Source organism: Azospirillum sp. FG154 (assembly GCF_057809575.1).
Map to the genome: position 1 here is coordinate 261,159 of NZ_JBMDKF010000003.1, position 26,492 is coordinate 287,650.

Below are 26,492 nucleotides of genomic sequence, written 5' to 3' on the forward strand. Positions count from 1 at the left end.
CTTGACCGGGCGGGTCCGTTGAGGCAAATAAGCGCTCCCAACGGCGGCGGTGGTAGCTCAGTTGGTAGAGCTCTCGGTTGTGGTCCGAGTGGTCGCGGGTTCGAGTCCCGTCCATCGCCCCAAATTCCCTCGTGGAATGTTGACGCAGCGCCCGCACGGCAGTGATGCCGTTTGCGGGCTTTTGTGTTTTCTGGTCTTGTCGGAGCGCCGAATCCCCAGCGCGCAGCCGCAGCGAACCGAAGGAGGGGTGATGGACGAGCTTCTGTCCGTCGCGGAGATGCACCGGGCCGACGCCCAGACCATCGCGTCGGGGGCGCCGGGGGTGGCGTTGATGGAGGCGGCGGGGGCCGCCGTGGTCCGCGCCGTGTGCGACCGCTGGGCGCCGCACCCGACCGCCGTGCTGTGCGGGCCGGGCAACAACGGCGGCGACGGATTCGTCATCGCCCGCTTGCTGCTGGAGGCCGGGTGGCCGGTCCGGTTGGCGCTGTTGGGCGTGCGGTCGGCCTTGCGCGGCGACGCGGCGCTTGCGGCGGATCGCTGGCCGGGGCCGATCGAGGCCGCCGATCCTTATATTCTCAAAGGCAACCCGCTGGTGATCGACGCGCTGTTCGGCGCCGGGCTGTCGCGCCCGCTCGACGGAGTCGCCAAAACCATCGTCGAGGCGATGGCGGGCCGCACCGTGGTGGCGGTCGACATGCCGAGCGGCCTGCATGGCGACAGCGGGCGCGTGCTGGGGGTGGCCCCGCAAGCGGCGCTGACCGTCACCTTCTTCCGCCGCAAGCCGGGGCATGTGTTGCTGCCGGGCCGCAGCCTGTGCGGCGAGGTGGTGGTGGCCGACATCGGCATTCCCGACCGGGTTCTTGATGGCCTCGTTCCGCAAACGCGGGTCAACAGTCCGGCGCTGTGGCGGCGTCATTTTCCCTGGCCGAGTCTGGATGGGCACAAATACGCGCGCGGTCACGCGGTGGTTTTGGGCGGCGGGCGGATGACCGGCGCGGCGCGCCTGGCCTCGGTCGCCGCGCTGCGGGCTGGAGCCGGGTTGGTCACGGTGGCGTGTCCGGCGGACGCCTTTCCGATCTACGCCGCTGGATCGCCCAGCGTGATCGTCGAACCGCTGCGAAGCGCGGATGAGTTTGCCCAAATTTTAGGCGACGTCCGCAAGAACGTCGCGCTGCTGGGGCCGGGGGCCGGGGTCGGTGTGGAGACCCGCGCGTCGGTGTTGGCGGCTTTGGCGGCGGGCAAGGCCTGCGTGCTCGACGCCGACGCGCTGACCAGCTTCGCCGATTCGCCGGATGACCTGCTGGATCGGTTGAACAGCCGTTGCGTGCTGACCCCGCATGAGGGGGAGTTCACCCGGTTGTTCGGCGCGTCGGTCGGCATGGACAGCGACAAGCTGTCGCGCGCGCGCGCGGCGGCCTCGCGTTCCGGCGCGGTGGTTCTGTTGAAAGGGGCCGACACGGTGGTGGCGGCGCCCGATGGTCGGGCCGTCGTCAACATCAACGCCCCGCCGGATTTGGCCACCGCCGGATCGGGCGACGTGCTGGCGGGCGTGGTTCTTGGGCTGATGGCTCAGGGAATGGACGCGTTCGAGGCGGCCTGCGCCGCCGTCTGGATGCATGGCGAAGCGGCCAAGCTGGTGGGGCCGGGCCTGATCGCCGAAGATTTGCCGGGCGCCCTGTGCGGCGTCCTGCGCGCCTTGAAGGGGTGAGGAGGGGGCGACCGCGCGTCCCCTATTAATGCTCGCGCGCGAATCATGCGGGGCCGGGCAGGGCGCTGGGCGGGGCGCGCGCCGTCTCTTTGCTCCGCGCGCGGGGCGAAGCAAGGGGCGAACGCCGCCTCGCGGCGGGCTTCCGGCGCGCGTGGGTCCGCCCTGATGAAGGATGGCCCATTTTGCCTGTTTGCAACGGGCACGCTGTGCTATAGACACCAACTTCGCCGGTGGTCCGGCGGGTGTGCGGCACCCGTCGCGGCTGCCTTTTGCCATGAAAACGCGGGCGTGGCGGAATTGGTAGACGCGCTGGATTTAGGTTCCAGTGACTTCGGTCGTATGGGTTCAAGTCCCTTCGCCCGCACCATGGCAAAGACACGGACCGCATGGAAAACACGGTTTCGGGCCGCCCGGACGGGCGCCGCCGGGCCGGAACAACGAGATAGGCTTTCGTTCCGATGAACATCACCGAGACCAGCACCGACGGCCTCAAGCGCGACTTTCAGGTCGTCATCTCCGCCAAGGACATCGAAGAGAAGGTGAACGGCAAGCTCGAAGAGCTGCGCCGCACGGTCCAGCTTCCGGGCTTCCGTCCCGGCAAGGTGCCCGTCACCGTCATCAAGCAGCGTTACCACGGCGGCGTGCTGTCCGAGGTGCTGGAAGAGGCCATCTCCGACAGCTCGCGTCAGGCGTTGAGCGAGCGCGGCCTGCGCGTCGCCTTGCAGCCGAAGATCGAAGTCGAAAAGTACGAAGAGAACGGCGACCTGACCTACAAGATGGCCGTCGAACTGCTTCCCGACGTCGAGCCGGGCGATTTCGGCGGCATCGAGCTGGACAAGCCGGTCGCCGAGGTGAGCGACGAGTCGGTGGAAGAGGCCCTGGCCAAGCTGGCCGGCGCCCATTCGACCCAGGTTCCGGTGACGGAAGAGCGCGGCGCCGAGAACGGCGACATCGCCCTCATCGACTTCGCCGGTTCGGTGGACGGCGAGGCTCTGCCGGGCATGGACGGCAAGGACTACCCGCTGGAACTCGGCGCCGGTCGCTTCGTGCCGGGCTTTGAGGAGCAGTTGGTCGGCGCCAAGGCGGGCGAGCATCGCACCGTCAACGTGACCTTCCCCGAGGATTACCCGCACGAGCGCCTGAAGGGCGCCGCCACGGTGTTCGAGGTGGACGTCAAGGAACTCCGCAAGAACGTCCCGGCCGAGGTCAACGACGACCTCGCCAAGGAGTTCGGCATGGAGAGCCTGGAGAAGATGCGCGACGCCGTGCGCGACCGCATCAAGGGCGAATACGCCAACCTGTCGCGTCTGCGCGTGAAGCGCCAGTTGCTCGACAAGCTGGCCGACGCCTACTCGTTCGAGGTGCCGGCCGGCATGGTCGACATCGAGTTCGAGGGCATCTGGGCGCGTCTTCAGGAAGAGCTGAAGAACGGCACGGCCGGCGAAGACGCCGCCAAGTCGGAAGACGATCTGAAGAGCGAATACCGCGCCATCGCCGAGCGCCGCGTGCGTCTGGGTCTGTTGCTGTCCGAAGTGGGCCGCCGCAACAACATCCAGGTCACGCAGGACGAAGTGAACCGCGCCCTTATCAACGAAGCCCGCCGCTTCCCCGGTCAGGAGCGTCAGGTGTTCGAGTTCTTCAAGCAGAACCAGCAGGCGCTGGAAAACCTCCGCGCGCCGATTTTCGAGGACAAGGTCGTCGACCACATCCTCGAACTGGCCAAGGTGAGCGAGAAGACCGTGACGGTCGACGAGCTGACCAAGGACGAGGACGAGGAAGCCGAGGCGGCGTAAACGGCCAAAAGGATTGGGGGCGGACTACCCGCCGCCCCCAATCGCACCTATATGTGGTTTCGTGCCGGAAGCAAAGCCGGTCCAGTCAACCGCCGGGGCAGGGAAGAACATATGTACGACTTCGAGCCGAAGATGAATGCTCTGGTCCCGATGGTCATCGAACAGACCAACCGGGGCGAACGCGCGTATGACATCTATTCGCGCTTGCTGAAGGAGCGGATCATCTTCCTGGTCGGCGGCGTGAACGACACCGTCGCCAGCTTGATCTGTTCCCAGCTTTTGTTCCTTGAATCGGAAAACCCGACGAAGGACATCGCGCTCTACATCAATTCGCCGGGCGGCTACGTCTCGGCGGGCCTCGCCATCTACGACACCATGCAGTACATCCGTCCGCAGGTGTCCACCGTGTGCATGGGGCAAGCCGCGTCGATGGGGTCGCTGCTGCTGACCGCCGGCGCGCCGGGCAAGCGTTTCTCGCTGCCCAACAGCCGCATCATGATCCATCAGCCGTCGGGCGGCGCCCAGGGACAGGCCTCGGACATCGAGATCCAGGCCCAGGAAATCCTGAAGCTGCGCTCGCGCCTGAACGACATCTACGTCAAGCACACCGGCCAGACGCTCGACACCATCGAAAACGCCATGGAACGCGACAAATTCATGTCGCCGGACGAGGCGAAATCCTTCGGTCTGATCGACGAAGTGGTGGAAAAACGTCCGGGCGTGGACGGTCAGGCGTCTTGAGCCTGTCCAACAAAGGGTTGATCGGGCCGTTTGCCTGTTGTTGAATGGCTGGGAAGCGGTCCCGATCACGGGCTGATCTGACGCGCGGCTGGTGAAAGGCCGCAAGATACCGCGCCAGGGGTCCCCTCCTGGCGCCCACGGAATGGACCGGCGTCGGGGGGCGCCACGAACGGGCATGGTCCTTGGGCCACGTCCCCCGCGAGATGACGGAGTACCGATGAGCAAGTCCAGCAGCGGCGATTCGAAGAATACGCTCTACTGCTCCTTCTGCGGCAAGAGCCAGCACGAGGTCCGCAAGCTGATTGCCGGTCCGACGGTGTTCATCTGTGATGAATGCGTCGAACTGTGCATGGACATCATTCGCGAGGAAAACAAGACCACGCTGGTGAAGTCCCGCGACGGGGTTCCGACTCCGCGCGACATCCAGGCGGTGCTTGATGATTATGTGATCGGACAGGTCTACGCCAAGCGCGTCCTGTCGGTGGCGGTCCACAATCATTACAAGCGGCTGGCGCACGGAACGAAGCACAACGACGTCGAACTCGCCAAGTCGAACATTCTGCTGATCGGTCCGACCGGCTGCGGCAAGACGCTGCTGGCCCAGACTCTGGCGCGGATCATCGACGTTCCCTTCACGATGGCCGACGCCACGACGCTGACCGAAGCCGGTTACGTCGGCGAGGATGTCGAGAACATCATCCTGAAGCTGTTGCGGGCCGCCGACTACAACGTCGAGCGGGCGCAGCGCGGCATCGTCTACATCGACGAGGTCGACAAGATCAGCCGCAAGTCCGACAACCCGTCGATCACCCGCGACGTGTCGGGCGAAGGCGTGCAGCAGGCCTTGCTGAAGATCATGGAAGGCACCGTGGCGTCGGTGCCGCCGCAGGGCGGGCGCAAGCACCCCCAGCAGGAATTCCTTCAGGTCGACACCAGCAACATCCTGTTCATCTGCGGCGGCGCGTTCGCCGGGCTGGACAAGATCATCGCCCAGCGCGGCAAGGGCACCAGCATCGGCTTCGGCGCCGACGTGCGCGCCCCGGACGAGCGGTCCACCGGCGACATCCTGCACAGCGTCGAGCCGGAGGATCTGCTGAAGTTCGGTTTGATCCCGGAGTTCATCGGTCGTCTGCCGGTGCTCGCCACCCTGTCGGACCTGGACGAACCGGCGTTGGTCGAGATCCTCAGCAAGCCGAAGAACGCCCTGGTCAAGCAGTACCAGCGCCTGTTCGAGATGGAGGACGTCCATCTGGAATTCTCCGAGGACGCGCTGAAGGCGATTTCGCACAAGGCCATCGCCCGCAAGACCGGCGCGCGCGGGTTGCGCTCGATCATGGAGGCCATCCTCCTCGACCCGATGTTCGATTTGCCCGGCCTGACCGGCATTGAGAGCATTCTGGTGAACAAGGAAGTGGTCGAAGGGCGCGCCAAGCCGCTCTACGTCCACGCCGAACGCCGGAGCGAGGCGCCGGGGGCGTAAGCCGTCCGGTAGACGCGATTGAGGAAAAGGGCGCTTCGGCGCCCTTTTTTTTGTTTCACGCCCAGCATGGTTCGGGTGCGGGGGGAGAGCGCTCCGCCCAAAGCGCGAAACACCCTGGCGTTTGATCCCCCCGTCTTTTCCACAGACCGGAACGGATGCCGCCGTCGGAATCGGGCGCGGAGGCCGCGCCATCACGGGCTGTTGACGCGCAGGAGCCGACTCTGCGCATGGCGTATGCGCGAATTCTCCCGCCTGGTCCCGCCGTTTGAGCCAAGTTGGCACGGATTCGCCCCCGGTGGCGGGCGCGAAGACGGCGTGAGCGGCGGAAATTCGCCGCGTCGCGGGAGGTTTCCCCCGTTTGGCGGGTTTCAACCCCTTGAAGGGGGCTGGGGGCTATGCCACGTTAGTCCTCGTGCCGGTGTTTCGCGCCCCGCGCTTATCCCAAGGCGGGACGTTCCTCAGGCCCATTCCGGGCTGGACGGCGTTCTTTTTCACGAGGCCTGATCCATGATCGAACTCTCCCGTGGTGCCCTCTACCCGGTCCTGCCGTTGCGCGACATCGTGGTGTTTCCCCACATGATCGTGCCGCTGTTCGTCGGGCGTGAGAAGTCCGTGCGCGCGCTGGAAGACGTCATGAAGGACGACAAACAGATCCTTCTCGTCACCCAGAAGAACGCCGCGCAGGATGATCCGACTCCCGCCGACATCTACAGCGTCGGCACCGTCGGCACCGTGTTGCAGTTGCTGAAGCTGCCGGACGGGACCGTCAAGGTGTTGGTCGAGGGCGGACAACGCGCCGCCATCACCAAATTCTCCGACAATGAAGAGTTCTTCCAGGCGCAAGCCGAGCTGGTCGAGGAAAAGATCGGCGAGAACCAGGAGCTTGAGGCTCTGAGCCGCGCCGTCGTGTCGCAGTTCGAGCAATACATCAAGCTGAACAAGAAGATCCCGCCGGAGGTGCTGGTCTCGATCAACCAGATCGAGGATTCCAGCAAGCTGGCCGACACCGTCGCCTCCCATCTGGCGCTGAAGATCCCCGAAAAGCAGCAGCTTTTGGAATGCGCCACCGTGTCGGAACGGCTGGAGCGGGTCTACGCCTTCATGGAAGGCGAGATCGGCGTTCTCCAGGTCGAAAAGCGCATCCGCAACCGCGTCAAGCGGCAGATGGAGAAGACCCAGCGCGAGTATTATCTGAACGAACAGCTCAAGGCGATTCAGAAGGAACTCGGCGAGACCGAGGATGGCCGCGACGAATCGGCGGAGTTGGAAGAGAAGATCAACAAGACCCGCTTCCCCAAGGAGGCCCGCGACAAGGCCCTGGCGGAGCTGAAGAAGCTGCGCTCGATGAGTCCGATGTCGGCGGAAGCCACGGTGGTGCGCAACTATCTGGATTGGATGCTGTCCATTCCCTGGAAGAAGCGCACCAAGGTCAAGCGCGACCTGAAGCTGGCGCAAAAGGTTCTCGACGCCGACCATTATGGTCTGGAGAAGGTCAAGGAGCGCATCCTTGAGTATCTCGCCGTGCAGAACCGCATGAACAAGGTGAAGGGGCCGATCCTCTGCCTCGTTGGTCCGCCCGGCGTCGGCAAGACCTCGCTCGGCAAGTCGATCGCCAAATCCACCGGGCGCAACTTCGTCCGCATGTCGCTGGGCGGCGTGCGCGACGAGGCCGAGGTGCGCGGCCACCGCCGGACCTACATCGGCTCGATGCCCGGCAAGGTCATCCAGGGCATGAAAAAGGCGAAATCGTCGAACCCGCTGTTCCTGCTCGACGAAATCGACAAGCTGGGCGCCGATTGGCGCGGCGATCCGTCGTCGGCCTTGCTGGAGGTTCTGGATCCCGAGCAGAACGGCACCTTCAACGACCATTATCTGGAGGTCGATTACGATCTGTCGGACGTGATGTTCGTCTGCACGGCCAACACGATGCGCATGCCGCAACCGCTGTTGGACCGCATGGAGATCATTCGCGTCGCCGGTTACACCGAAGACGAAAAGATCGAGATTTCCAAGCGTCACTTGATCGAAAAGCAGATTGAGGCGAACGGCCTGAAGAAGGGCGAATTCACGATTTCCGACGACGCGGTGCGCGATCTGGTCCGCTACTACACGCGGGAAGCCGGCGTGCGCAGCCTGGAGCGTGAGATCGCCAATCTCTGCCGCAAGGCGGTCAAGGAAATCATGATGAAGACGGGCGGCTCGGGCAAGGTGGCCGTGACCCGTCGGAATCTCGACAAATACGCGGGCGTCCGCCGCTTCCATTATGGCGAGGCGGAGCTTGAGGATCTGGTGGGCGTCACCACCGGCCTGGCCTGGACCGAAGTGGGCGGCGAGCTGCTGTCCATCGAGGCCGTCGGCCTGCCCGGCAAGGGCCGCGTCACCACCACCGGCAAGCTGGGCGACGTGATGAAGGAATCGGTCCAGGCGGCCGAGAGCTACGTCAAGTCGCGCGCCGTGGCGTTCGGCATCAAGCCGACGCTGTTCGAGAAGAAGGACATCCACGTCCATGTTCCCGAAGGCGCCACGCCCAAGGACGGCCCGTCGGCGGGCGTCGCCATGGCCACCTCCATCGTCTCGGTGCTGACCGGCATTCCGGTGCGCAAGGACGTGGCGATGACCGGCGAAATCACCCTGCGCGGTCGGGTCCTGCCCATCGGCGGCCTGAAGGAAAAGCTGCTGGCGGCCCTGCGGGGCGGCATCAAGCATGTGCTGATCCCCAAGGACAATGAAAAGGACTTGGCGGACATCCCGGACAACGTGAAGCGCGGGTTGGAGATCATCCCGGTCGGCACGGTGGACGAGGTTCTGCGCAACGCCCTGACCCGCCCGGTGACGCCGATTGAATGGACCGAACCGGAGGTGGACGCCGTCGCCGCCAAGGCGCAGTCTGAAAAGGCGACCGGCGACGCCTCGGGCGATCTGCTGCGCCATTGATCGAACCATGGACAATCATGGTTTGAACGGCTGAAAATGACCAGCTTGCCCGCTCGTCGCCAATTGACGGGCGGGCAACGCTGTGATTATCCTTTGCCCCTGAAAAGTCGTGGGGCGGCTTTTTGACATTGAGTATTTGCCGAATTCGGAAGGGGGATTGCGTGAACAAGAATGATCTGGTGGCGCACGTCGCTGATGCGTCGGGATTGTCTAAAACTGATGCGACCAAGGCGGTTGACGCGGTTTTTGAAGGCATCGCCGACTCGCTGAAAAAGGGCGACGAGGTCCGTCTGGTCGGCTTTGGCACCTTCGCGGTCGCCGAACGCGCCGCCAGCGAAGGCCGCAACCCGCGCACGGGCGAGAAGATCGACATCCCCGCGTCCAAGCAGCCGAAGTTCAAGGCGGGCAAGACGCTGAAGGATGCCTTGAACTGATTGGTCCCGTCGGGGCATAGTGCCGCCGGCCGGGCCTTTCCCGGCCGGTTTCGTTTTTGGGTTCAGTCGGGCGATTAGCTCAGCGGAAGAGCGTCTCGTTTACACCGAGAGGGTCGGGGGTTCGATCCCCTCATCGCCCACCATATTTTGCCTGCTTACAATCCGTGCCAATGAGCGGACGATGACGGATGAAGACCCAATCGCCGCTCTCAAGCAGGCGGTGATCCATCTCTATCTTGCCAGTGAAATGCACCAAAGCGCGTTTGAGCGCCTGAGCGAGCATGTGCCGCAGGACGCGAAAGGCGACATCGCCCAAGATTTGGCCGACGCGCAAGAGGCGCTGTTGACCGCTTATCAGGCTTTGGGCGGGAAAACTGGGGCTGGCAAATCGGATGGGGGAATCCGTGGGGGCGATTGACCGCAGCTTGCCAAACCGCAGAGAGCGTGTCGCGTCCATGAAGGGGCTTGCTTCTGATGGCGGCGGCCCCCACCATCCTGATATGGAACAACGTCTTGCAAAGCTTGAAAGCGATGTTGGCGAGATCAAGGGAATCTTGATTCGCTTGGAACCCATGCTTTCCAGAATTGACGACCGCGTCCGCAGGGTCGAGTTGGACGTCGCTGAACTCAAAGGGCGGGTTTCGCAACTCCCGACAACATTGCAGCTTGTTGGGTTTGTGCTTGCCGTGCTCGGCATTGCTGGGTTGGCCCGTTATTTCGGGCCGTGATGCCCTCACTCAGATATGAAGCGTTCAACAAACACGTTTGTTTGCTCCCGCGCGCGCGTTCCATTTTGTTCGATGGGGCGAGGTGATCGGGTCGGGCCGGTGGAAATCCTGAGCGGGTCTTGCTAGACAGGGGCGCGCCCCAAACGCTTCATAAAAAGGACACACCATGACCGCGCGTCGGAAGCTGATCGCTGGAAATTGGAAGATGAACGGGTTGAAGGCCGACGGGTTGGCCCTGGCCTCCGATCTCGCCGGGCGCTTGAACGGCGCGGGGGAGGTTTCGTTCGATCTGCTGGTCTGCCCGCCCTTTCCGCTGCTGTTTCCGGTTGGCGACGCCATCGCGGGCAGCGCTTTGGCGCTGGGCGGTCAGGATTGCGCGGCCAAAAATTCCGGCGCGCACACCGGCGACGTCGCCCCGACCATGCTGGTCGATGCGGGCTGCCGCTACGTCATTCTCGGCCATTCGGAACGTCGGGCCGATCACGGCGAAAGCGACGCGTTGATCGCCGCCAAGGCCGCCGCCGCCCACGCCCAGGGCTTGATCGCCATCGTCTGCGTCGGCGAAACGGAGGCTCAGCGCGACGCGGGGCAGGCCGACGCCGTGGTGTCGGGCCAGTTGGCCGGGTCGATCCCGGCTGGGGCGACCGCCGCCAACACGGTGATCGCTTACGAACCCGTTTGGGCCATCGGCACCGGCAAGACGGCGACGCCCGACGACGTGAAGGCGATGCACGCCCACATCCGCGCCGAATTGGACGGCAAGATCGCCGACCCGGCCAAGGCGAAGATCCTCTATGGCGGTTCGGTCAAGCCGGGCAACGCGGTTGAATTGATGGCGGTCGAGAACGTCGATGGCGCGTTGGTCGGCGGCGCGGCGCTGAAGGCGGATGATTTCTGGGCCATCGCGACGAGTTGCCGCTAGCATATCGCGCGATGGCGCGGTAGAAACAGTGGGCGCGCGCCACCGGCCTCTGATACGGCCTGTGGCGCGCTATTCGATTTTAGGACGGGCGTGGGGAAACGGATCGCATGGAATCGGTGATTCTCGTTGTTCACCTGCTGATCGCGGTCGCGCTGGTTGGCGTGATCCTGATCCAGCGGTCGGAAGGTGGCGGCCTTGGCATTGGCGGCGGCACCATGGGCGGCATGATGAGCACCCGTGGCACCGCGAACCTGCTGACCCGCACCACCGGCATCCTGGCGGGCAGCTTCTTCGCCACCAGCATTGTTCTGGCGATCCTGGCTGGCGCTCATTCAAAGCCGACCTCGATCATCGACACTTTGCCGACCGCCATTCCGGCTCTGCCGGCGGCTCCGGCTCAACCCGCTCCGCCGGTCAGCCAGTAACAAGGCTGCGCTTCAGGCACGGGTGCGACAGACGAGGCGGCCTCCCCGAAGCCGCCTCTTTCTTTTGAGAATCCTTGGTCGGACGTGATCGTTCGGCGCGGGGGTCTTTGGGGACAGGAAACAGCTCTCAAGCTCTTCGGACGGACATGACTCGCTACATCTTCATCACTGGTGGCGTCGTTTCTTCGCTGGGCAAAGGCTTGGCGTCAGCGGCGCTCGGGGCACTCCTCCAGACGCGTGGTTATAAGGTTCGGCTCCGCAAACTGGATCCCTACCTGAACGTCGATCCCGGCACGATGAGTCCCTACCAGCACGGCGAGGTCTTCGTGACCGACGACGGGGCGGAAACGGATCTCGATCTCGGGCATTATGAGCGCTTCACCGGCGTTTCGGCGCGACGTGGCGACAACATCACCACGGGCCGCATCTATTCAACCGTGATCGCCAAGGAGCGGCGCGGCGATTATTTGGGCGGAACCGTCCAGGTGATTCCGCACATCACCGACGAGATCAAGGACTTCATCCGCGCGGATTCCGATGACGAGGATTTCGTCCTGATCGAAATCGGCGGCACGGTCGGCGACATCGAATCGCTGCCGTTCCTGGAGGCGATCCGTCAGTTCGGCAACGAGGTTGGGCCGGAGAACGCGCTGTTCATCCACCTGACCCTGCTGCCCTACATCCCGACGGCGGGCGAGTTGAAGACCAAGCCGACCCAGCATTCGGTCAAGGAACTGCTCAGCGTCGGCATCCAGGCCAACATCCTGCTGTGCCGCGCCGACCGGGCGATCCCGGAGAACGAGCGCAAGAAGATCGCGCTGTTCTGCAACATCCGCCCGGAGCGGGTGATCGCGGCGTTGGACGTCGATTCGATCTATCAGGTGCCGATCAGCTACCACGAGGAAGGCTTCGACACGCAGGTCCTGTCCTATTTCGGTCTGCCGACCGACAAGGCGCCGGATCTGTCGCGCTGGACCCGCATCGTCGACCGCGTGCGCAAGCCGCAGGGCGAAGTGACCATCGCGGTCGTCGGCAAATACATCAGCCTGCTCGACAGCTACAAGTCGCTGGCCGAGGCGCTGACTCACGGCGGCATCGCCAACAACGTCAAGGTCAACCTCGACTGGATCGATTCGGAGATCTTCGAGGACGACGACGCGGCGGTGAAGCGTCTGGAAAACGTCCACGGCATTCTGGTGCCCGGCGGCTTTGGCTCGCGCGGGACGGAAGGCAAGATTCGGGCGGCCCAGTTCGCGCGCGAACGCAAGGTGCCCTATTTCGGCATCTGCTTCGGCATGCAGATGGCGGTCATCGAGGCGGCGCGCAACCTCGCCAAGATCGAAGACGCCGGTTCGACCGAACTCGGCAAGCCGGGCAATCCGGTCGTCGGCCTGATGACCGAATGGATGCGCGGCAACACGCTGGAACGCCGGGCGGAAGTCGGCGACCTGGGCGGCACCATGCGTCTGGGCGCCTATCCGGCCCGGCTGCTGGACGGCAGCAAGGTCGCCGAGGTGTATGGAACGACGGACATTTCCGAACGGCACCGTCACCGTTACGAGGTGAACGTCTATTACAAGGAACGGCTGGAAAATTGCGGCATGCTGTTCTCGGGCCTGTCCCCCGATGGCGAATTGCCGGAAATCGTCGAGATCCCGGATCACCCCTGGTTCATCGGCGTGCAGTTCCATCCGGAGCTGAAATCCAAGCCGTTTGAGCCGCACCCGCTGTTCACCGCCTTCATCAAGGCGGCGATGGAGCAAAGCCGTCTGGTCTGAACGGATCGGTTTTGATCGGTCAAAAAGCCCCGTTTCCCTTGGAAGCGGGGCTTTTTGTTGGCCGGGTGGCGCGATTCGCCCGCCCGCCGGGTGGGCTGGCCTGTACATGACCTATACGTCAGGACTATTGAGCAAACGTCAACTCTGTGCGAGCATCCCCATGGCTTGGGAACCAAACAATTTGGGTTGGGGAGGTTTTCGTATGGGTTCGTATGGCAGAAGGGCGTCCGCCGTCACGGCGGTCGCCGCCGCCGTCGCCGCCGTCGTCGCTTTGGGCGCGGCGACCGCCTCGGCGGGCGACTATTCCAACACGATTTTCTTCGGCGACAGTTTGACCGACAGCGGAACCTTCCGTTCGGTCGTGCCGGTTGGCGGGAAATTCACCACCAATCCGGGGCCGGTGTGGGCGGAAAACGTCGCTTCGGCCTATGGCAAGACGGCGACTCCGGCGGTATCGGGGGGCACGGACTACGCGGTGGGCGGCGCGCGCGTGTCGCAATTGCCGGGCGTTCCGGCCACGGCGCCGACGGCGACGGCGACGCCGGTGCGCAGCCAGATCACCAATTATCTGGCCTCGACGGGCGGGCGGGCCGATCCGAACGCGCTTTACACGGTGTGGGGCGGGGCGAACGACATCTTCGCCGCGCTCGCCAGCCCGACGACGGCGCAGGCGGCGATCACCCAGGCGGCGACCGATCTGGTGGGCGAGGTGGCGCGGCTGCGCGCCGCCGGGGCGCAAACCATTCTGGTGCCGACCCTGCCGGACATTGGCCTCACCCCGTTTGGACAGGCGCAAGGCGCGACGGCGGCGGCGCAGATCACCCAACTGGTCAGCGGCTACAACCAGCTCGTCACCTTGGGGCTTGGCAACGCGGGCGTGTCGGTCGTTCCCATCGACACCTATTCCTTGTTGCGCGACGCGGTGGCGAATCCGGCCTCGTACGGTTTCACCAACGTGGTCGGCACGGCCTGCACGACGTCCAGTTCGCTGCTTTGCAGCTCGGCCAGTCTGACGACGCCGACGGCGGCGCAGACCTATCTGTTCGCCGACGGCGTTCATCCGACCACCGCCGGGCATCGGGCGATTTCCGATTTCGTGCTGAACGCGCTGTCGGCGCCGGGCAATGTGGCGCGGCTCGCCGAATCGCCGTTGCACACGCGTGACCGGATGATTTCGCTCATCCAGGCGCAGGCGTCGGCCAATCTGTGGACGCGCAAGACTGGGGAATCGGGGGCCTGGATCGTCGGCGGCGTCGGGCGGCTGAGCGCCGATCAACGCGGCGATCAGGCGGGGACGCGCGGCACGCCGTTGAACGTCAGCCTCGGCATCGACAAGCGTTTCACCGACAATCTTCTGGTCGGCGTGGCGGGCACGATCTCCAACTACAAGGGCGCCTTTTCCACCGGCGGCGATTACAAGCAGCGGGAGTATGTCGCCAGCGCCTATGGCGTCTATCGGGTGGGCGGCGCGTATGTCAGCGGCGTCGGGTCGTTCGGCTTCGCCGATTACGATCTGCGGCGCGGCGTGACCATTAACGGCACGGACCATTCGACCGGCGGCGGCACGGAGGGCGTCAACGCCTCGCTCGCGGCGGAAACCGGCTATGAGTTCGCCTCCGGCGGTCTGACTCACGGGCCGTTGTTGGGGCTGCGGTATCAGCATGTCTCGGTGGAAGGCTTCACCGAGGACAGCAGTCTGTTCGGTTTCTCCTACCGGGAGCAAACGCGCAACGCCCTGGTCGGCAGCGTCGGTTATCAGGCGGCTTACGACGCCGGATCGTTCCGCCCCTACGCCAAGGTGACGCTGAATCGGGAGTTCACCGACGGCGACCGCAGCGTCACGGTGGAGAGCAAGAGCATCTCCACGCTGGCCTATTCCATGCCGGTGGCGAAGAGCGATCGGACCTGGATCAACGCCTCGGCGGGGGCGTCCGTCAAATTGGCGGAGGCGGTCACGGGAACTCTGGGGCTGGACGCCCGTCTGGGGGAACAGGGCGTCCGTGATTTCGGCGCGTTCGCCGGGGTGAGCGTCGGGTTCTGACGGTTTGGCCGGGCGCCGCCGAGCTTGCGGCGGATTTTGCGGCGGGTCCGGGTTCCGATGGGGCGCGGACCCGTCGTCGTTTTTGCCCGGCGCGGCGCCATCCGAGTTGACCAACCGGGCCATTGGTGGGATTCAAAGGGCGGATTCGCCGCAGGCCGGACCTTCCAAAGCCCGCCGAACGCCCCATCTGTGCCTGACAGGGCCAACGCCCATCTGTTCCGATCCTCTCTGCTTCGATCCTTTTGGAGTTTTTCGTCCCATGACCACGCCGCGCGCCGTTCAGATCGGCAACCTGACCATCGCCAATGACCGGCCGTTCGTTTTGATCGCCGGTCCTTGCCAGATGGAAAGCCGCGATCACGCGCTGGAAACCGCGTCGGCGCTGGTTGCGATGACCTCGGCGTTGGGCCTTGGGCTGATTTACAAATCGAGCTTTGACAAGGCCAACCGCACCTCGATCACCACGGCGCGCGGGCTTGGGATGGACAAGGCGTTGCCGATCTTCGCCGAAATCCGCGAGCGTTTTGGGTGCCCGGTCATCACCGACGTTCACGCCGCCGATCAATGCGCGGTGGTCGCCGAGGCCGTCGATGTTCTGCAAATCCCGGCCTTCCTCTGCCGCCAGACCGATCTTTTGGTCGCCGCCGCCAACACCGGGCGGGCGGTGAATGTGAAGAAGGGCCAGTTCCTCGCCCCGTGGGACATGAAGAACGTCGCGGCCAAGCTGGTGGCGTCGGGCAACGAACGGGTGATGCTGTGCGAGCGCGGCGTCAGCTTTGGCTACAACACGCTGGTGTCGGACATGCGGTCGCTGCCGATCATGGCGGAAACCGGCTTCCCGGTGGTGTTTGACGCCACCCATTCGGTGCAGCAGCCGGGCGGGCAGGGCGCCACGTCGGGCGGCCAGCGGGAGTTTGTGCCGGTTCTGGCGCGGGCGGCCATCGCGGTTGGCGTGGCGGCGGTGTTCATGGAGACCCACGAGAACCCGGACTGCGCGCCCAGCGACGGCCCGAACATGGTGCCGCTGTCTGAGATGCCCGCTCTGTTGGCGCGTCTTCAGGCGTTCGACCGTCTGGCCAAGGCGTAAAGGAAAGACAAGCCGCCCGCGCTATTCAACCGGGTTCACGGACATTGGCGGGAGCGACGCTCCCGCCATCGCCGTCAAAGCGCGGCTTGTACCGTTTTGACGAATTGCGGCAAGCCAACCTGGCGGCGGCGGCGCAGCCGTTCGGCGTGCAGAATGGCCGTCACCGCCGCGACGCTCTGCTCGACGTCCCGGTTGATGATGACGTAGTCGTATTCCGCCCAATGGCTGATTTCGTCCGACGCCTTGGCCATGCGTCCGGCGATGACCTCCGCCGAATCCTGGGCGCGGCTGTGCAGGCGGCGTTCCAATTCTTCGCCCGACGGGGGGAGAACGAAGATGCTGACCAGATCGTCCCGCGCGTTCTGCGCCAGTTGCTGGGTGCCTTGCCAATCAATGTCGAACAGGACGTCGCGGCCCGCGCCCAACGCCTCCTCCACCGCGCCGCGCGGCGTGCCGTAGCAATTGCCGAAGACGCGGGCGTATTCCAGGAACTGCCCATCCTCCACCATCCGGTCGAAGCGGGGCAGGTCGATGAAATGGTAATCGACGCCGGGAACCTCGCCGGGGCGCATGGCGCGGGTGGTCGCCGATACCGACATGGTGATGCCGGAATCGCGCTCCAACAGGCGGCGCGAGATGGTGGTCTTGCCGGCGCCCGACGGCGACGACAGCACCAGCATCAGACCACGGCGGGAGATGTCCTTGGACGTGGCGGAGGACGGGGCGGAAGACGCGGCGGAAGATTGGGGGGAGGGCAGGGCCATGGCGGGTTACTCGATGTTTTGAACCTGTTCGCGAAGCTGCTCGATGGCGGCTTTCAGCGACAGGCCGATGCGGGTCAGCTCCACGTCGGCGGACTTGGAGCACAGGGTGTTGGCTTCGCGGTTGAATTCCTGGCAAAGGAAATCAAAACGGCGCCCGATGGCCCCGCCTTCCGCCATCATCTCGCGGGCGGCGTGGATGTGGGCGCGCAGCCGGTCCAGCTCTTCGCGGATGTCGGCCTTGCCGATCAGGATGGCGGCCTCTTGCGCCAAACGGTCTTCCGACAGCGCCGGGAAGGAGCCGAGGATGGTGGCGACCTGAAGCCGCAGCTTTTCGCGCAAGGCTTCGGGCTGGGCCGAGGCGCAGGCGCTGGCGCCCTCCACCAGACGGGCGATTTCGTCGAGATGGCCGTTGAGAATCGCGGCCAAACGGGCGCCTTCGCCCAGCCGGTTGACCACGAGTTGATCGATCAGCTTGGCCAGATCGCCTTTCAGCGCCGACTCGACCCGCTCGCGGGCGTCGGTTTCATCCTCCTCCACCGGCTCGATGATGCCGCGCACGGCCAGCAGCGAATCCAGACGCGGCGGGGCGGCCCCGGCGCCTTCGATCTCGCGCGCCAACTCCAGCACTTGGGCGAGCAGTTCGCGGTTGATGCGAAGTTGCGACACGGCTTGGCTGCGGGTGATGGTCAGCGTCAGGTTGACGTTGCCGCGCGCCAGCCGCTTCGGCGCCTCGGCCCGCGCCAGCGCCTCGACGCTGTCGAAGCCGGTCGGCATCCGGCAACGGACGTCCAGGCTGCGGCCATTGACGCTTTTCGCCTCGAAGGTCCAGGAATAGCCGTCGCCATGCCCATCGACGCGCGCGAATCCGGTCATGCTGGCGACAACAGGGCGATGTGCGGACACGGCGGTGGCCTCCGATGATGGCTGTGCGGGATGGTGTGGGCCGGTTATACCCATGGGATGATCCCGCAAACAAGCGCGCAACGGAGACGGCAGCATGCGGCGTCCGCGATCACTGGTCATCACCGGCGCGTCGAGCGGCATCGGCGCGGCGTTGGCCCTGCGTTACGCCGAACCCGGCCTGTGTTTGGCGCTGACCGGGCGTGACGCCGCGCGCTTGGCGGCGGTGGCCGAACGCTGCCGGGCGGCGGGGGCGGCGGTGACGGCGGACGTTATCGACGCCGCCGACCGGGACGGCATGGCGGCGTGGTTGCGGATGGTGGACGACCGGGCGCCGGTCGATCTTCTCATCGCCAACGCCGGAATCTCCGCCGGAACCGGCGGCGGCGTGGAAAGCGAGGCGCAGGCCCGGCGGATTCTGTCCGTCAACATCGACGGCGTGCTGAACAGCGTCTATCCGCTGTTGCCCCGCATGCGGGAGCGGCGGCGCGGGCAGATCGCGCTGATGGCCTCGCAGGCCAGCTTTCGCGGCTTTCCCGGCGCGCCAGCCTATTGCGCCAGCAAGGCGGCGGTGCGGGTGTATGGCGAGGCGTTGCGCGGCGATCTGGCCGGGGAGGGGATCGGCGTGTCGGTGATTTGTCCCGGCTTCGTCAAAAGCCGAATCACCGACGCCAACGGCTTCGCCATGCCTTTTTTGATGGAGGCCGACGCGGCGGCGCGGGTGATACGCCGGGGGCTGGCGCGCAACGCGGCGCGCGTCAGCTTTCCTTGGCCGGTGGCGGCGGCGGTCTGGCTGTTGGCCTTGCTGCCGCCCGGCTGGACCGATGGATTGCTGGCGCGGGCGCCGAAAAAAGGGTGAGGCGACCCTCCGTTGCGGAGTTCAGTCCACCTTGGCGTGGGCGATGGCCTCGCGGACGCTGACGCCCTTGCGCAGGATGTTGTCCACCGCGCGGCCCTGAACCAGATTGATGCCCATCTTGTGGGCGTAGACAAGGCTCGACACGCTGTCGCAGCGGGCCAGAATGAATTTGCAGCGGTCCTGTTCGGCGATGCGTTCGCGGAAGAACTTCTCGAAGGCTGGCTCCATCTCCAGCATGTCGTTCGACCAGAAGATCTTGGCGTAATCGGCGTTCAGATATTCCAGATCGAAATTCGTCACCCAGAACGGGTTCAGGCCATCGACGGCGATCTGGTAACGGCGGTCTTGCGCGAACTCGACGACTTCGTTGAACAGGGACAGATTCTCGATCAAATCGCCCTTCGACACCTCAAGCACAACCTGCCCCCGGAAGTCGATCGGCAGGCGTTCGTCGAATTTGACGAAGCCGGTCGAGATCACCGTGGACAGGTTGATGTTGATGCCGATTCGCCGCCCGCGCATGAAGCTGAGACCATGATTCAGCGCCCGCAAAACCGATTGATCGAGGTTGGCGGTGAAATAATTGAACAGCCACTTGTTGGCCGTGATGTCGTAATCCGGGCAGAGACGTTCCTGCAACAGCTTGATGGAGATGTAGAGTTCAAAATACTCCATATCCTCATCAGACCCCTTGCCAATGTTGGCGATGGCCTGATTGAACAGGAAGGGCGAGAGATCGAACATTTGCATCGAGCGTTCGAGCTTGCCCAACTCCTCCAGCGTGATCGGCGGCTTGGTTTCGATGACGGCGTTGCCGGTCTCGCTGGCCTGCAATTCTTCGATGAAGCGGATGACGTTGATGAAGTTCAACGCCAATTCCATGATCGAATAGAGCGAATATTCCTTGTAGGGGTTGGCGCCGGTCAGCGTTGTTTTCGACAGGAACACCTGCTCAAGCTTCTGGCAGACGTCGGTGACGCCGGTCAGCTTCAGCCCCTTGTAGAGAACGATGACGTCGCCGTTGGAAATGTTGAAGGATTGCAGATAGGACGCCTTGCTCGCCAGTTCCTGAATGATGGTGCGGACCATCATCTGGCCAGAGGGATCCTTGTCTTTCAACAGCGACAGATGCATGTGCATCAAGCGCATGCCTTGCAATTCGCTCTTGGCCGAGCGCAGCAGGTTCAGAAGCTTGTCGTTGTCGAATTCGGGACGTTGATCTTTCGCGGCGGCGACCGCCGCCTGCTTTTCCGTCGTGGAAAGGCGGACCCGGTCCCGTCCCATCGGTGGTTTGCCGCCGAACCTGCTCATTACCTGCTTTCCCCCAAACAAACCCTTTGCAAGACCGTGCGGGACGGTCCTTTTGACTGACCACGACAAACACGACCAGGGCCAAACGACCGGAGCGCCGCCGCCAATGGACCAGCCCCCCAGCCCACCATGGCGACCGCCGTCCACCCCGATTGTAAGTGGAACTTTCTTTAAGAAGCCCTTAAAGCGTGGTTAACGGAAAAAATCTGTGAAGCATTCTTATGACAATCGCCCGCTCATCCAATCGACGCCATCCTGAAACGTCAAGTTTCCGTTTCTTCCGGCGCTGATTCTTTGGGGGTCCCGCCAACAGGGACAATGCGAACACGACGTTCAATCACCGCGAGTGCAATGCGCCCATGCTTCAAAGCCAGCGCGTCGTCTCCAAAAAGCTCGCGGCGCCAGCCGTGCAGGGCGGGAACATCAGCCGAATCATCCGCCGCCATCGCTTCCAGGTCGGACGACGACGCCACCAACTTGGCCGCGACGTTGTGTTCGTCGCACTTCATCTTCAGCAACACGCGCAGCAACTCCACGATGGGTTGCAGACCGGGGGGCGGCTCGTCGCGCGGCTCCACTTTCGGCAAGTCGCCGTCGGGGATGTCGAGGCCGAGTTGGACGGCGGCCAGCACGTCGGCGCCCTGGCGCCCCTCGGCGAAGCCCCGGCCCATGCCACGGGTGCGGGCGAGGTCATCGACGTTGGTCGGGGCGTGGGCGGCGATTTCCAGCAGAGCCTCGTCGCGCAGCACGCGGGAGCGCGGCAGGTCGCGGCGCTGCGCCTCGCGCTCCCGCCACGCCGCCAACTCCTTCAGCACGGCCATGAAGCGTGGCTTGTTGGTGCGAACTTTCAGGCGCAGCCAGGAGGTTTCGGGATCGACCTGATAGGTGCGCGGATCGGTGAGGATCGCCATCTCCTCCTCCAGCCAATGCGAGCGGCCTGAGCGCGCGAGGCGGCGCTTCAGCTTTTCGTAAGCGGGGCGGAGATGGATGACGTCCGACAGGGCGTAGGTCAGTTGCCGTTCGGTCAAAGGGCGGTGCGACCAGTCGGTGAAGCGGCTGGATTTGTCGATGCGCGCGCCCGCCAGCTTGGTGACGAGCGTTTCATAGCCGACGCTTTCGCCAAAGCCGCAGACCATCGCCGCGACCTGGGTGTCGAACAGCGGGGTCGGGATGCGTCCCGACAGATGCCAGAAGATTTCGACGTCCTGGCGGGCGGCGTGGAACACCTTGAGAATCGCCGGATCGTCCATCACCGCGTAGAGCGCGGTCAGGTCGATGCCGTCGGCCAGCGGGTCAATGGCGACCGCGCCGCTGGGTCCGGCGATTTGCACAAGGCAAAGTTGCGGCCAATAGGTCTTCTCCCGCAGAAACTCGGTGTCGACCGTGATGTATTCAGCCCCGGCCAGCGACTGGCAGAAGGCTTCCAGGGCGTCGGTTGTCGTAATCAGCGTCATGGTTGCTTCATACACGACCCGGACCGCCCTTGAAAGTCCGGTGAATTTGACAGGGGCGCCGAAGAGCCTGTGGATTGACGGAACGAGGCTTGCGACCAATGGTCCGCCGGGGCGACGCGACGACGGCAGGATGGCGGCTTGACATTCGCGGCCTTCCGGTGTGGTGTGTCGGACCCCATTTCCTTGCCGGAATCCGACCTTTTCAAGGTGTTTCGACCCATGCACCCCTACCGCACGCACACTTGCGGCCAGCTTCGTGAAGAAAACGCCGGTGAGATCGTCCGCCTGTCGGGCTGGATCAACCGCAAGCGCGACCATGGACAGTTGCTGTTCATCGATCTGCGCGACCATTACGGCCTGACGCAGTGCGTGGTCGACACCTCCAACCCGGCCTTCGAGGTCGCCAACCGGCTGAAGCTGGAGTCGGTCGTCACCGTGACCGGCAAGATCGTCACGCGCACGGCGGAGACGATCAACGACCGCCTGCCGACGGGCCGCGTCGAATTGCAGATCGCCGAGTTGACCATCCAGGGCGAGGCCGAACAGATCCCGCTCCAGGTCAATCAGGAAGCCGACACCGGCGAAGACATGCGTCTGCGCTATCGCTTCCTGGATCTGCGCCGCGAGCGCATCCACGAAAACATTCTGCTGCGCTCGCGCGTCATCGCCTCGGCCCGCCGCCGGATGATCGACCAGGGCTTCACGGAATTCCAGACGCCGATCCTCACGGCGTCCTCGCCGGAAGGCGCGCGCGACTATCTGGTGCCCAGCCGCAACCATCCCGGCAAATTCTACGCCCTGCCGCAGGCCCCGCAGCAGTTCAAGCAGTTGCTGATGGTCGCCGGGTTTGACCGTTACTTCCAGATCGCCCCCTGCTTCCGCGACGAAGACGCCCGCGCCGACCGCAGCCCGGGCGAATTCTACCAGCTCGATTTCGAGATGTCCTTCGTCACCCAGGAAGACGTCTTCGCCGCCGTCGAGCCGGTTTTGCACGGCATCTTCGACGAGTTCGGCGGTTTCCGCCGCGAGACCAAGCCGGTCATCGACCAGGCCCCGTTCCGCCGGATCAGCTACGCCGAATCGATGCTGAAATACGGCAACGACAAGCCCGACCTGCGCAACCCGCTGGTCATCACCGACGTGACCGAGGTGTTCAAGCGCGACGACGTGGAATTCCGCGCCTTCAAGCAGACCATCGAAAAGGGCGGCGTCGTCCGCGCCATCCGCGCCCCGAAGGTGTCGGACAAGCCGCGCAGCTTCTTTGACAAGCTCAATGATTGGGCGCGCGGCCTGGGCGCTCCCGGCCTCGGCTACATCGTCATGGAGGCGGCGGGCGGCAAGGGGCCGATCGCCAAGTTCGTGCCGGAGGCCGCGCAAGCGGCGTTGCGCGAATTGGTGGGCCTGGAAGACGGCGACGCCGTGTTCTTCGTCTGCGATCAGGCGGGGCCTGCCGCCAAGCTGGCCGGTTTCGCCCGCACCCGCATCGGCGAAGAACTGGACCTCATCGAGAAGAACGCCTTCCGCTTCTGCTGGATCGTCGATTTCCCGATGTACGAGCTGGACGAAGAGACCAACAAGATCATCTTCAGCCACAACCCCTTCTCCATGCCGCAGGGCGGGCTGAAGGCGTTGCAGGAAAAGAACCCGTTGGAAATCAACGCCTATCAGTATGACATCGTGTGCAACGGCGTCGAACTGTCCTCGGGCGCGATCCGCAACCATCTGCCCGAGGTGATGTACAAGGCGTTCGACATCGCCGGTTATCCGCCCGAAGAGCTGGAAGCCCGATTCGGCGGCATGCTGAGCGCGTTCAAGCTGGGCGCCCCGCCGCACGGCGGTTCGGCCCCCGGCATCGACCGCATCGTCATGCTGCTGGCCGACGAGCCGAACATCCGCGAGGTCATCGCCTTCCCGCTGAACCAGCGGGCGGAGGATCTGTTGATGCAGGCTCCGGCCCAGGTCGATCAGTCCCGCCTGAAGGAACTGCATCTGAAACTGGATCTGCCCAAGCCGAAGGTCGCCGCGCCGCAGGCGTAAGGGCTGCGTTGTTTTTCAGGAAAAAGGCCGCGCCGGGAGACCGACGCGGCCTTTTTGTTTGCGGGCGCCGCCGCGTGTTTCGCCAACAACCCCAACAAAACCGCGTGTTTCCGCGCCATCGTTGTTGCCAAAGCCGGAGCGGCGGGCTATGTAAGCGCCGTCGTCAAAACCTCACGCGAGCTGGCGGACCCTTGGCTTTACGCCGATGGCCCGATCCGGTGTCCACACTCGTGGACAGACGCTCGCGGCGGATCAACCGGAAAAAGGGATTTTTCCATGCCTATGCCCACGTTCACCATGCGCCAGCTCCTCGAAGCCGGTGTTCACTTCGGCCACCACACCCGCCGTTGGAACCCGAAGATGAACCAGTACATCTTTGGTGTGCGCAACGGCGTTCACATCATCGATCTGGAACAGACCGTTCCGATGCTGCACCGCGCCCTTCAGGCCGTTCGTGACGTCGTCGCCGGTGGCGGCCGCGTTCTGTTCGTCGGCACGAAGCGTCAGGCGCAGGAGCGCGTCGCCGAAGCCGCCTCCAAGTGCGGCCAATATTACGTGAACCATCGTTGGCTCGGCGGCATGCTGACCAACTGGAAGACGATTTCGCTGTCGATCAAGCGCCTGCGCGAGATGGAAGAGCGTCTGGGCGTCGACACCTCGGGCTTGACCAAGCGCGAAGTGCTGGAGCTGACCCGCGAGCGCGACAAGCTGGAACGCGCGCTGGGCGGCATCAAGGAGATGGGCGGCCTGCCGGACGTCATCTTCATCATCGACACCAACAAGGAGTCGATCGCGGTCAAGGAAGCCAACAAGCTGGGCATTCCGGTCATCGCGGTGCTCGACAGCAACTCCGATCCCGACGGCGTGGCGTTCCCGATTCCGGGCAACGACGACGCGCTGCGCGCCATCGACCTGTATTGCGACCTGGTGGTCGGCTCGGTTCTCGACGGCCTCCAGGCCGAGATGAGCGCCGCCGGCATCGACGTCGGCGCCCGTGAGGACGCCCCGGCTGAGCAGCTTCCCGAGGAAGACGCCCCCGCCGAGACCGCCCAGGCCTGAGCTTGAGTGTCGAAGGGGCAGCCGGGCCGGAGACAATCATGGCCTGGCTGCCTTTTTTGTGTGGCTTGCCACCCGTTTTGTATTCATGACTGACACGCGGTCCACCAGGGATCGCCAGCAAGGAAGAGGGCGCAACATGGCCGAGATTACCGCCTCGCTCGTCAAGGAACTGCGCGAGAAGACCGGCGCGGGCATGATGGACTGCAAAAAGGCGCTGAACGAGACGCAGGGCGACCTTGAGGGCGCCGTGGATTGGCTGCGCAAGAAGGGCCTCGCCGCCGCCGCCAAGAAGTCCGGTCGCATCGCCGCCGAAGGTCTGGTCGCCGTCGCCACCGCCGGGACCAAGGGCGCCGTCGTCGAGGTGAACGCCGAGACCGATTTCGTCGCCCGCAACGACAAGTTCCAGGGCTTCGCCGCCAATTGCGCCACCCTGGCGCTGAGCAGCGACGGCGACGTGGAGGCCCTGAAGGCCGCCGCCTATCCCGGCTCCGCGCACACCGCCCAGGACGAGCTGACCACGCTGATCGCGACGGTCGGCGAGAACATGAACCTGCGCCGTTCGACCACCCTGTCGGTGAATTCGGGCGTCGTCGTCAGCTACGTCCACTCGGCCATCGCGCCCGGCCTCGGCAAGATCGGCGTGCTGGTCGCGCTGGAATCGACGGGCGACGCCGCCAAGCTGGCCGATCTGGGCAAGCAGGTCGCGATGCACATCGCCGCCGCCCGCCCGGAAGCCCTGGACATCGCCGACGTCGACACCTCGGCGCTGGATCGCGAGCGCAGCGTGCTGGCCGACCAGGCCCGCGCCTCGGGCAAGCCGGAAGCCATCATCGAGAAGATGGTCGAAGGTCGCATCCGCAAGTATTACGAAGAAGTCTGCTTGCTGGAGCAGATCTACGTGATCGACGGCGAGACCAAGGTCCGCAAGGTGGTTGAGAACGCCGCCAAGGACATTGGCGCTCCGGTCGCCGTGACCTCCTTCGCCCGTTTCGCGCTGGGCGAAGGCATCGAAAAGGCCCAGACCGACTTCGCCGCCGAAGTCGCCGCGACCGCCGCCGGTCAGGCCTAACGCCTAACAGGGTGCGGAAAAAGGCTTTTGCGTCGCGAGGGAGGGGGCTTTTCGGCAAGATTAGGAAAGGCCGTAGCAAGATACTGGTGGTATCTTGCAAGGTCTTGACGCGAGATTGCCGGAAAGAACCCGACCGCAGCAGCAAAATGGTTTTTCCGCACCCTGCTAACCATCAGCCGCAGTCCGCAACAGCAAGGGAGCGTTTCCCCCATGGCCGAGACCACTGGGACCACCGCGCCGGACGACGGCATCCGTTACAAGCGGGTGCTTCTGAAGGTGTCGGGCGAGGCGTTGATGGGTCAACGCGACTACGGCCTCGATCCCGACATGGTCAACCGCATCGCCAACGAGGTGAAGGCGGTGATCGCGCTGGGCGTCCAGGTCTCTCTGGTCATCGGCGGGGGAAACATCTTCCGTGGCGTCAAGGGCGCGGCGGGCGGCATGGAGCGCGCGTCGGCCGACTACATCGGGATGCTCGCCACCGTGATGAACGCGCTTTCGATGCAGAGCGCGCTTGAACGGATGGGCGTGCCCACCCGCGTGCAGTCGGCCATTCCCATGTCCTCGGTCTGCGAGCCGTACATCCGGCGCCGCGCGATCCGTCACATGGAAAAGGGCCGGGTGGTGATTTTCGCCGCCGGCACCGGCAACCCCTTCTTCACCACCGACACCGCCGCCGCGCTGCGCGCGTCCGAAATGGGCTGTGACGGGTTGTTGAAGGGGACGCAGGTCGATGGCGTCTACACCGCCGACCCGAAAAAAGACCCGAACGCCACGCGGTACGACCGTCTCAGCTACATGGACGTCCTGACCCAGGATCTCCAGGTGATGGACGCGTCGGCGATCGCCTTGGCGCGCGAGAACCACATCCCCATCTTGGTCTTCTCGATCCACACGCCCGGCGCCTTCGCCGAAGTCATGCAGGGCCGTGGCAAGCACACCATCATAACGGAAGAAAGGGAGTAGGC

At 64.5% G+C, this 26,492-nt stretch carries 22 protein-coding genes and 3 tRNA genes; 21 read left to right on the forward strand and 4 right to left on the reverse strand.

Features of this window, described 5'->3' with window-relative positions; translation table 11 throughout:
• The first annotated feature begins 46 nt into the window (after window positions 1–46).
• The 16 genes from ACODS4_RS05365 (at window position 47) to kdsA (ending at window position 16,071) form a co-directional block, all read left to right on the forward strand.
• Window positions 47–122: transfer RNA gene (locus ACODS4_RS05365), tRNA-His, on the forward strand.
• A gap of 128 nt (window positions 123–250) precedes the next feature.
• Window positions 251–1,708, forward strand: a complete 1,458-nt coding sequence (locus ACODS4_RS05370; protein ID WP_488861433.1) for an NAD(P)H-hydrate dehydratase — start codon at window positions 251–253, stop codon at window positions 1,706–1,708.
• A 282-nt stretch (window positions 1,709–1,990) separates the two neighbouring features.
• Window positions 1,991–2,075, forward strand: a tRNA-Leu gene (locus ACODS4_RS05375).
• Between the two features lie 91 nt (window positions 2,076–2,166).
• A complete protein-coding gene (gene tig, locus ACODS4_RS05380; protein ID WP_488861435.1) occupies window positions 2,167–3,501 on the forward strand; it encodes a trigger factor in 1,335 nt (444 codons plus the stop codon).
• Between the two features lie 111 nt (window positions 3,502–3,612).
• Entirely contained in the window at window positions 3,613–4,242 is a 630-nt protein-coding gene (clpP, locus tag ACODS4_RS05385; RefSeq protein ID WP_488861437.1) for an ATP-dependent Clp endopeptidase proteolytic subunit ClpP, read from the forward strand.
• 217 nt (window positions 4,243–4,459) lie between these two features.
• A complete protein-coding gene (clpX, locus tag ACODS4_RS05390; RefSeq protein ID WP_488861439.1) occupies window positions 4,460–5,722 on the forward strand; it encodes an ATP-dependent Clp protease ATP-binding subunit ClpX in 1,263 nt (420 codons plus the stop codon).
• Between the two features lie 507 nt (window positions 5,723–6,229).
• Window positions 6,230–8,656 carry an endopeptidase La gene (gene lon, locus ACODS4_RS05395; protein WP_488861441.1) on the forward strand — a complete coding sequence of 809 codons (2,427 nt, stop codon included), beginning with the start codon at window positions 6,230–6,232 and terminating at the stop codon, window positions 8,654–8,656.
• A 143-nt stretch (window positions 8,657–8,799) separates the two neighbouring features.
• Complete coding sequence (locus tag ACODS4_RS05400) at window positions 8,800–9,090, forward strand: HU family DNA-binding protein (RefSeq protein WP_298372958.1); 291 nt, start codon at window positions 8,800–8,802, stop codon at window positions 9,088–9,090.
• Between the two features lie 68 nt (window positions 9,091–9,158).
• A tRNA-Val gene (locus tag ACODS4_RS05405) sits at window positions 9,159–9,233 on the forward strand.
• Window positions 9,234–9,271: 38 nt separating this feature from the next.
• On the forward strand, window positions 9,272–9,508 hold the full coding sequence (locus ACODS4_RS05410) for a hypothetical protein (RefSeq protein WP_488861443.1): 237 nt from the start codon (window positions 9,272–9,274) through the stop codon (window positions 9,506–9,508).
• Window positions 9,509–9,545: 37 nt separating this feature from the next.
• Window positions 9,546–9,818, forward strand: a complete 273-nt coding sequence (locus ACODS4_RS05415; protein ID WP_488861445.1) for a hypothetical protein — start codon at window positions 9,546–9,548, stop codon at window positions 9,816–9,818.
• Between the two features lie 166 nt (window positions 9,819–9,984).
• Entirely contained in the window at window positions 9,985–10,740 is a 756-nt protein-coding gene (gene tpiA / locus ACODS4_RS05420) for a triose-phosphate isomerase (protein ID WP_488861447.1), read from the forward strand.
• 107 nt (window positions 10,741–10,847) lie between these two features.
• A complete protein-coding gene (secG, locus tag ACODS4_RS05425; protein ID WP_119829685.1) occupies window positions 10,848–11,165 on the forward strand; it encodes a preprotein translocase subunit SecG in 318 nt (105 codons plus the stop codon).
• Between the two features lie 146 nt (window positions 11,166–11,311).
• Window positions 11,312–12,943 carry a CTP synthase gene (gene pyrG, locus ACODS4_RS05430; RefSeq protein WP_488861450.1) on the forward strand — a complete coding sequence of 544 codons (1,632 nt, stop codon included), beginning with the start codon at window positions 11,312–11,314 and terminating at the stop codon, window positions 12,941–12,943.
• A gap of 202 nt (window positions 12,944–13,145) precedes the next feature.
• Window positions 13,146–14,984, forward strand: coding sequence for an autotransporter domain-containing protein (locus ACODS4_RS05435; protein ID WP_488861452.1), 1,839 nt, complete (start codon window positions 13,146–13,148; stop codon window positions 14,982–14,984).
• A 259-nt stretch (window positions 14,985–15,243) separates the two neighbouring features.
• The gene (gene kdsA / locus ACODS4_RS05440) at window positions 15,244–16,071 is read left to right on the forward strand and encodes a 3-deoxy-8-phosphooctulonate synthase (RefSeq protein ID WP_488861454.1); all 828 of its coding nucleotides are present in this window, start codon (window positions 15,244–15,246) and stop codon (window positions 16,069–16,071) included.
• A 74-nt stretch (window positions 16,072–16,145) separates the two neighbouring features.
• Here the strand turns inward: kdsA and gmk are convergent, their stop codons facing one another.
• A complete protein-coding gene (gene gmk, locus ACODS4_RS05445) occupies window positions 16,146–16,751 on the reverse strand; it encodes a guanylate kinase (protein WP_488861646.1) in 606 nt (201 codons plus the stop codon).
• A 90-nt stretch (window positions 16,752–16,841) separates the two neighbouring features.
• Window positions 16,842–17,708 carry a YicC/YloC family endoribonuclease gene (locus tag ACODS4_RS05450; RefSeq protein WP_488861648.1) on the reverse strand — a complete coding sequence of 289 codons (867 nt, stop codon included), beginning with the start codon at window positions 17,706–17,708 and terminating at the stop codon, window positions 16,842–16,844.
• A 124-nt stretch (window positions 17,709–17,832) separates the two neighbouring features.
• On the opposite strand from ACODS4_RS05450, the gene ACODS4_RS05455 reads away from it, so the two are divergent.
• Window positions 17,833–18,594: an SDR family NAD(P)-dependent oxidoreductase gene (locus tag ACODS4_RS05455; RefSeq protein WP_488861456.1), complete on the forward strand. Its 762-nt coding sequence runs from the start codon at window positions 17,833–17,835 to the stop codon at window positions 18,592–18,594.
• A gap of 21 nt (window positions 18,595–18,615) precedes the next feature.
• Here ACODS4_RS05455 and ACODS4_RS05460 read toward each other — a convergent pair whose 3' ends face one another.
• On the reverse strand, window positions 18,616–19,905 hold the full coding sequence (locus ACODS4_RS05460; RefSeq protein ID WP_488861458.1) for an EAL domain-containing protein: 1,290 nt from the start codon (window positions 19,903–19,905) through the stop codon (window positions 18,616–18,618).
• Between the two features lie 263 nt (window positions 19,906–20,168).
• Window positions 20,169–21,359 (reverse strand): ribonuclease D, encoded by a 1,191-nt coding sequence (rnd, locus tag ACODS4_RS05465; protein ID WP_488861460.1) that lies wholly within the window; start codon window positions 21,357–21,359, stop codon window positions 20,169–20,171.
• Between the two features lie 219 nt (window positions 21,360–21,578).
• Between rnd and aspS the strand changes: the two genes are divergently transcribed.
• The 4 genes from aspS (at window position 21,579) to pyrH (ending at window position 26,490) form a co-directional block, all read left to right on the forward strand.
• On the forward strand, window positions 21,579–23,396 hold the full coding sequence (aspS, locus tag ACODS4_RS05470; RefSeq protein ID WP_488861462.1) for an aspartate--tRNA ligase: 1,818 nt from the start codon (window positions 21,579–21,581) through the stop codon (window positions 23,394–23,396).
• A 276-nt stretch (window positions 23,397–23,672) separates the two neighbouring features.
• On the forward strand, window positions 23,673–24,455 hold the full coding sequence (rpsB, locus tag ACODS4_RS05475) for a 30S ribosomal protein S2 (RefSeq protein WP_488861464.1): 783 nt from the start codon (window positions 23,673–23,675) through the stop codon (window positions 24,453–24,455).
• Window positions 24,456–24,591: 136 nt separating this feature from the next.
• Complete coding sequence (gene tsf / locus ACODS4_RS05480; RefSeq protein WP_488861466.1) at window positions 24,592–25,524, forward strand: translation elongation factor Ts; 933 nt, start codon at window positions 24,592–24,594, stop codon at window positions 25,522–25,524.
• Between the two features lie 210 nt (window positions 25,525–25,734).
• Window positions 25,735–26,490 (forward strand): UMP kinase, encoded by a 756-nt coding sequence (gene pyrH, locus ACODS4_RS05485; RefSeq protein WP_488861468.1) that lies wholly within the window; start codon window positions 25,735–25,737, stop codon window positions 26,488–26,490.
• The last annotated feature ends 2 nt before the right edge of the window (window positions 26,491–26,492 follow it).

Bases quoted from the DNA above. Each gene is read 5' to 3' on its own strand.
- tpiA (WP_488861447.1), top strand. From the start codon at position 9,985: ATGACCGCGCGTCGGAAGCTGATCGCTGGAAATTGGAAGATGAACGGG.
- aspS (WP_488861462.1), top strand. From the start codon at position 21,579: ATGCACCCCTACCGCACGCACACTTGCGGCCAGCTTCGTGAAGAAAAC.
- ACODS4_RS05450 (WP_488861648.1), bottom strand. From the start codon at position 17,708: ATGACCGGATTCGCGCGCGTCGATGGGCATGGCGACGGCTATTCCTGG.
- rnd (WP_488861460.1), bottom strand. From the start codon at position 21,359: ATGACGCTGATTACGACAACCGACGCCCTGGAAGCCTTCTGCCAGTCG.
- ACODS4_RS05460 (WP_488861458.1), bottom strand. From the start codon at position 19,905: ATGAGCAGGTTCGGCGGCAAACCACCGATGGGACGGGACCGGGTCCGC.
- clpX (WP_488861439.1), top strand. From the start codon at position 4,460: ATGAGCAAGTCCAGCAGCGGCGATTCGAAGAATACGCTCTACTGCTCC.
- ACODS4_RS05455 (WP_488861456.1), top strand. From the start codon at position 17,833: ATGCGGCGTCCGCGATCACTGGTCATCACCGGCGCGTCGAGCGGCATC.
- ACODS4_RS05435 (WP_488861452.1), top strand. From the start codon at position 13,146: ATGGGTTCGTATGGCAGAAGGGCGTCCGCCGTCACGGCGGTCGCCGCC.
- lon (WP_488861441.1), top strand. From the start codon at position 6,230: ATGATCGAACTCTCCCGTGGTGCCCTCTACCCGGTCCTGCCGTTGCGC.
- ACODS4_RS05410 (WP_488861443.1), top strand. From the start codon at position 9,272: ATGACGGATGAAGACCCAATCGCCGCTCTCAAGCAGGCGGTGATCCAT.
- ACODS4_RS05415 (WP_488861445.1), top strand. From the start codon at position 9,546: ATGAAGGGGCTTGCTTCTGATGGCGGCGGCCCCCACCATCCTGATATG.
- kdsA (WP_488861454.1), top strand. From the start codon at position 15,244: ATGACCACGCCGCGCGCCGTTCAGATCGGCAACCTGACCATCGCCAAT.
- rpsB (WP_488861464.1), top strand. From the start codon at position 23,673: ATGCCTATGCCCACGTTCACCATGCGCCAGCTCCTCGAAGCCGGTGTT.
- pyrH (WP_488861468.1), top strand. From the start codon at position 25,735: ATGGCCGAGACCACTGGGACCACCGCGCCGGACGACGGCATCCGTTAC.
- ACODS4_RS05370 (WP_488861433.1), top strand. From the start codon at position 251: ATGGACGAGCTTCTGTCCGTCGCGGAGATGCACCGGGCCGACGCCCAG.
- gmk (WP_488861646.1), bottom strand. From the start codon at position 16,751: ATGCTGGTGCTGTCGTCGCCGTCGGGCGCCGGCAAGACCACCATCTCG.
- pyrG (WP_488861450.1), top strand. From the start codon at position 11,312: ATGACTCGCTACATCTTCATCACTGGTGGCGTCGTTTCTTCGCTGGGC.
- secG (WP_119829685.1), top strand. From the start codon at position 10,848: ATGGAATCGGTGATTCTCGTTGTTCACCTGCTGATCGCGGTCGCGCTG.
- clpP (WP_488861437.1), top strand. From the start codon at position 3,613: ATGTACGACTTCGAGCCGAAGATGAATGCTCTGGTCCCGATGGTCATC.
- tig (WP_488861435.1), top strand. From the start codon at position 2,167: ATGAACATCACCGAGACCAGCACCGACGGCCTCAAGCGCGACTTTCAG.
- tsf (WP_488861466.1), top strand. From the start codon at position 24,592: ATGGCCGAGATTACCGCCTCGCTCGTCAAGGAACTGCGCGAGAAGACC.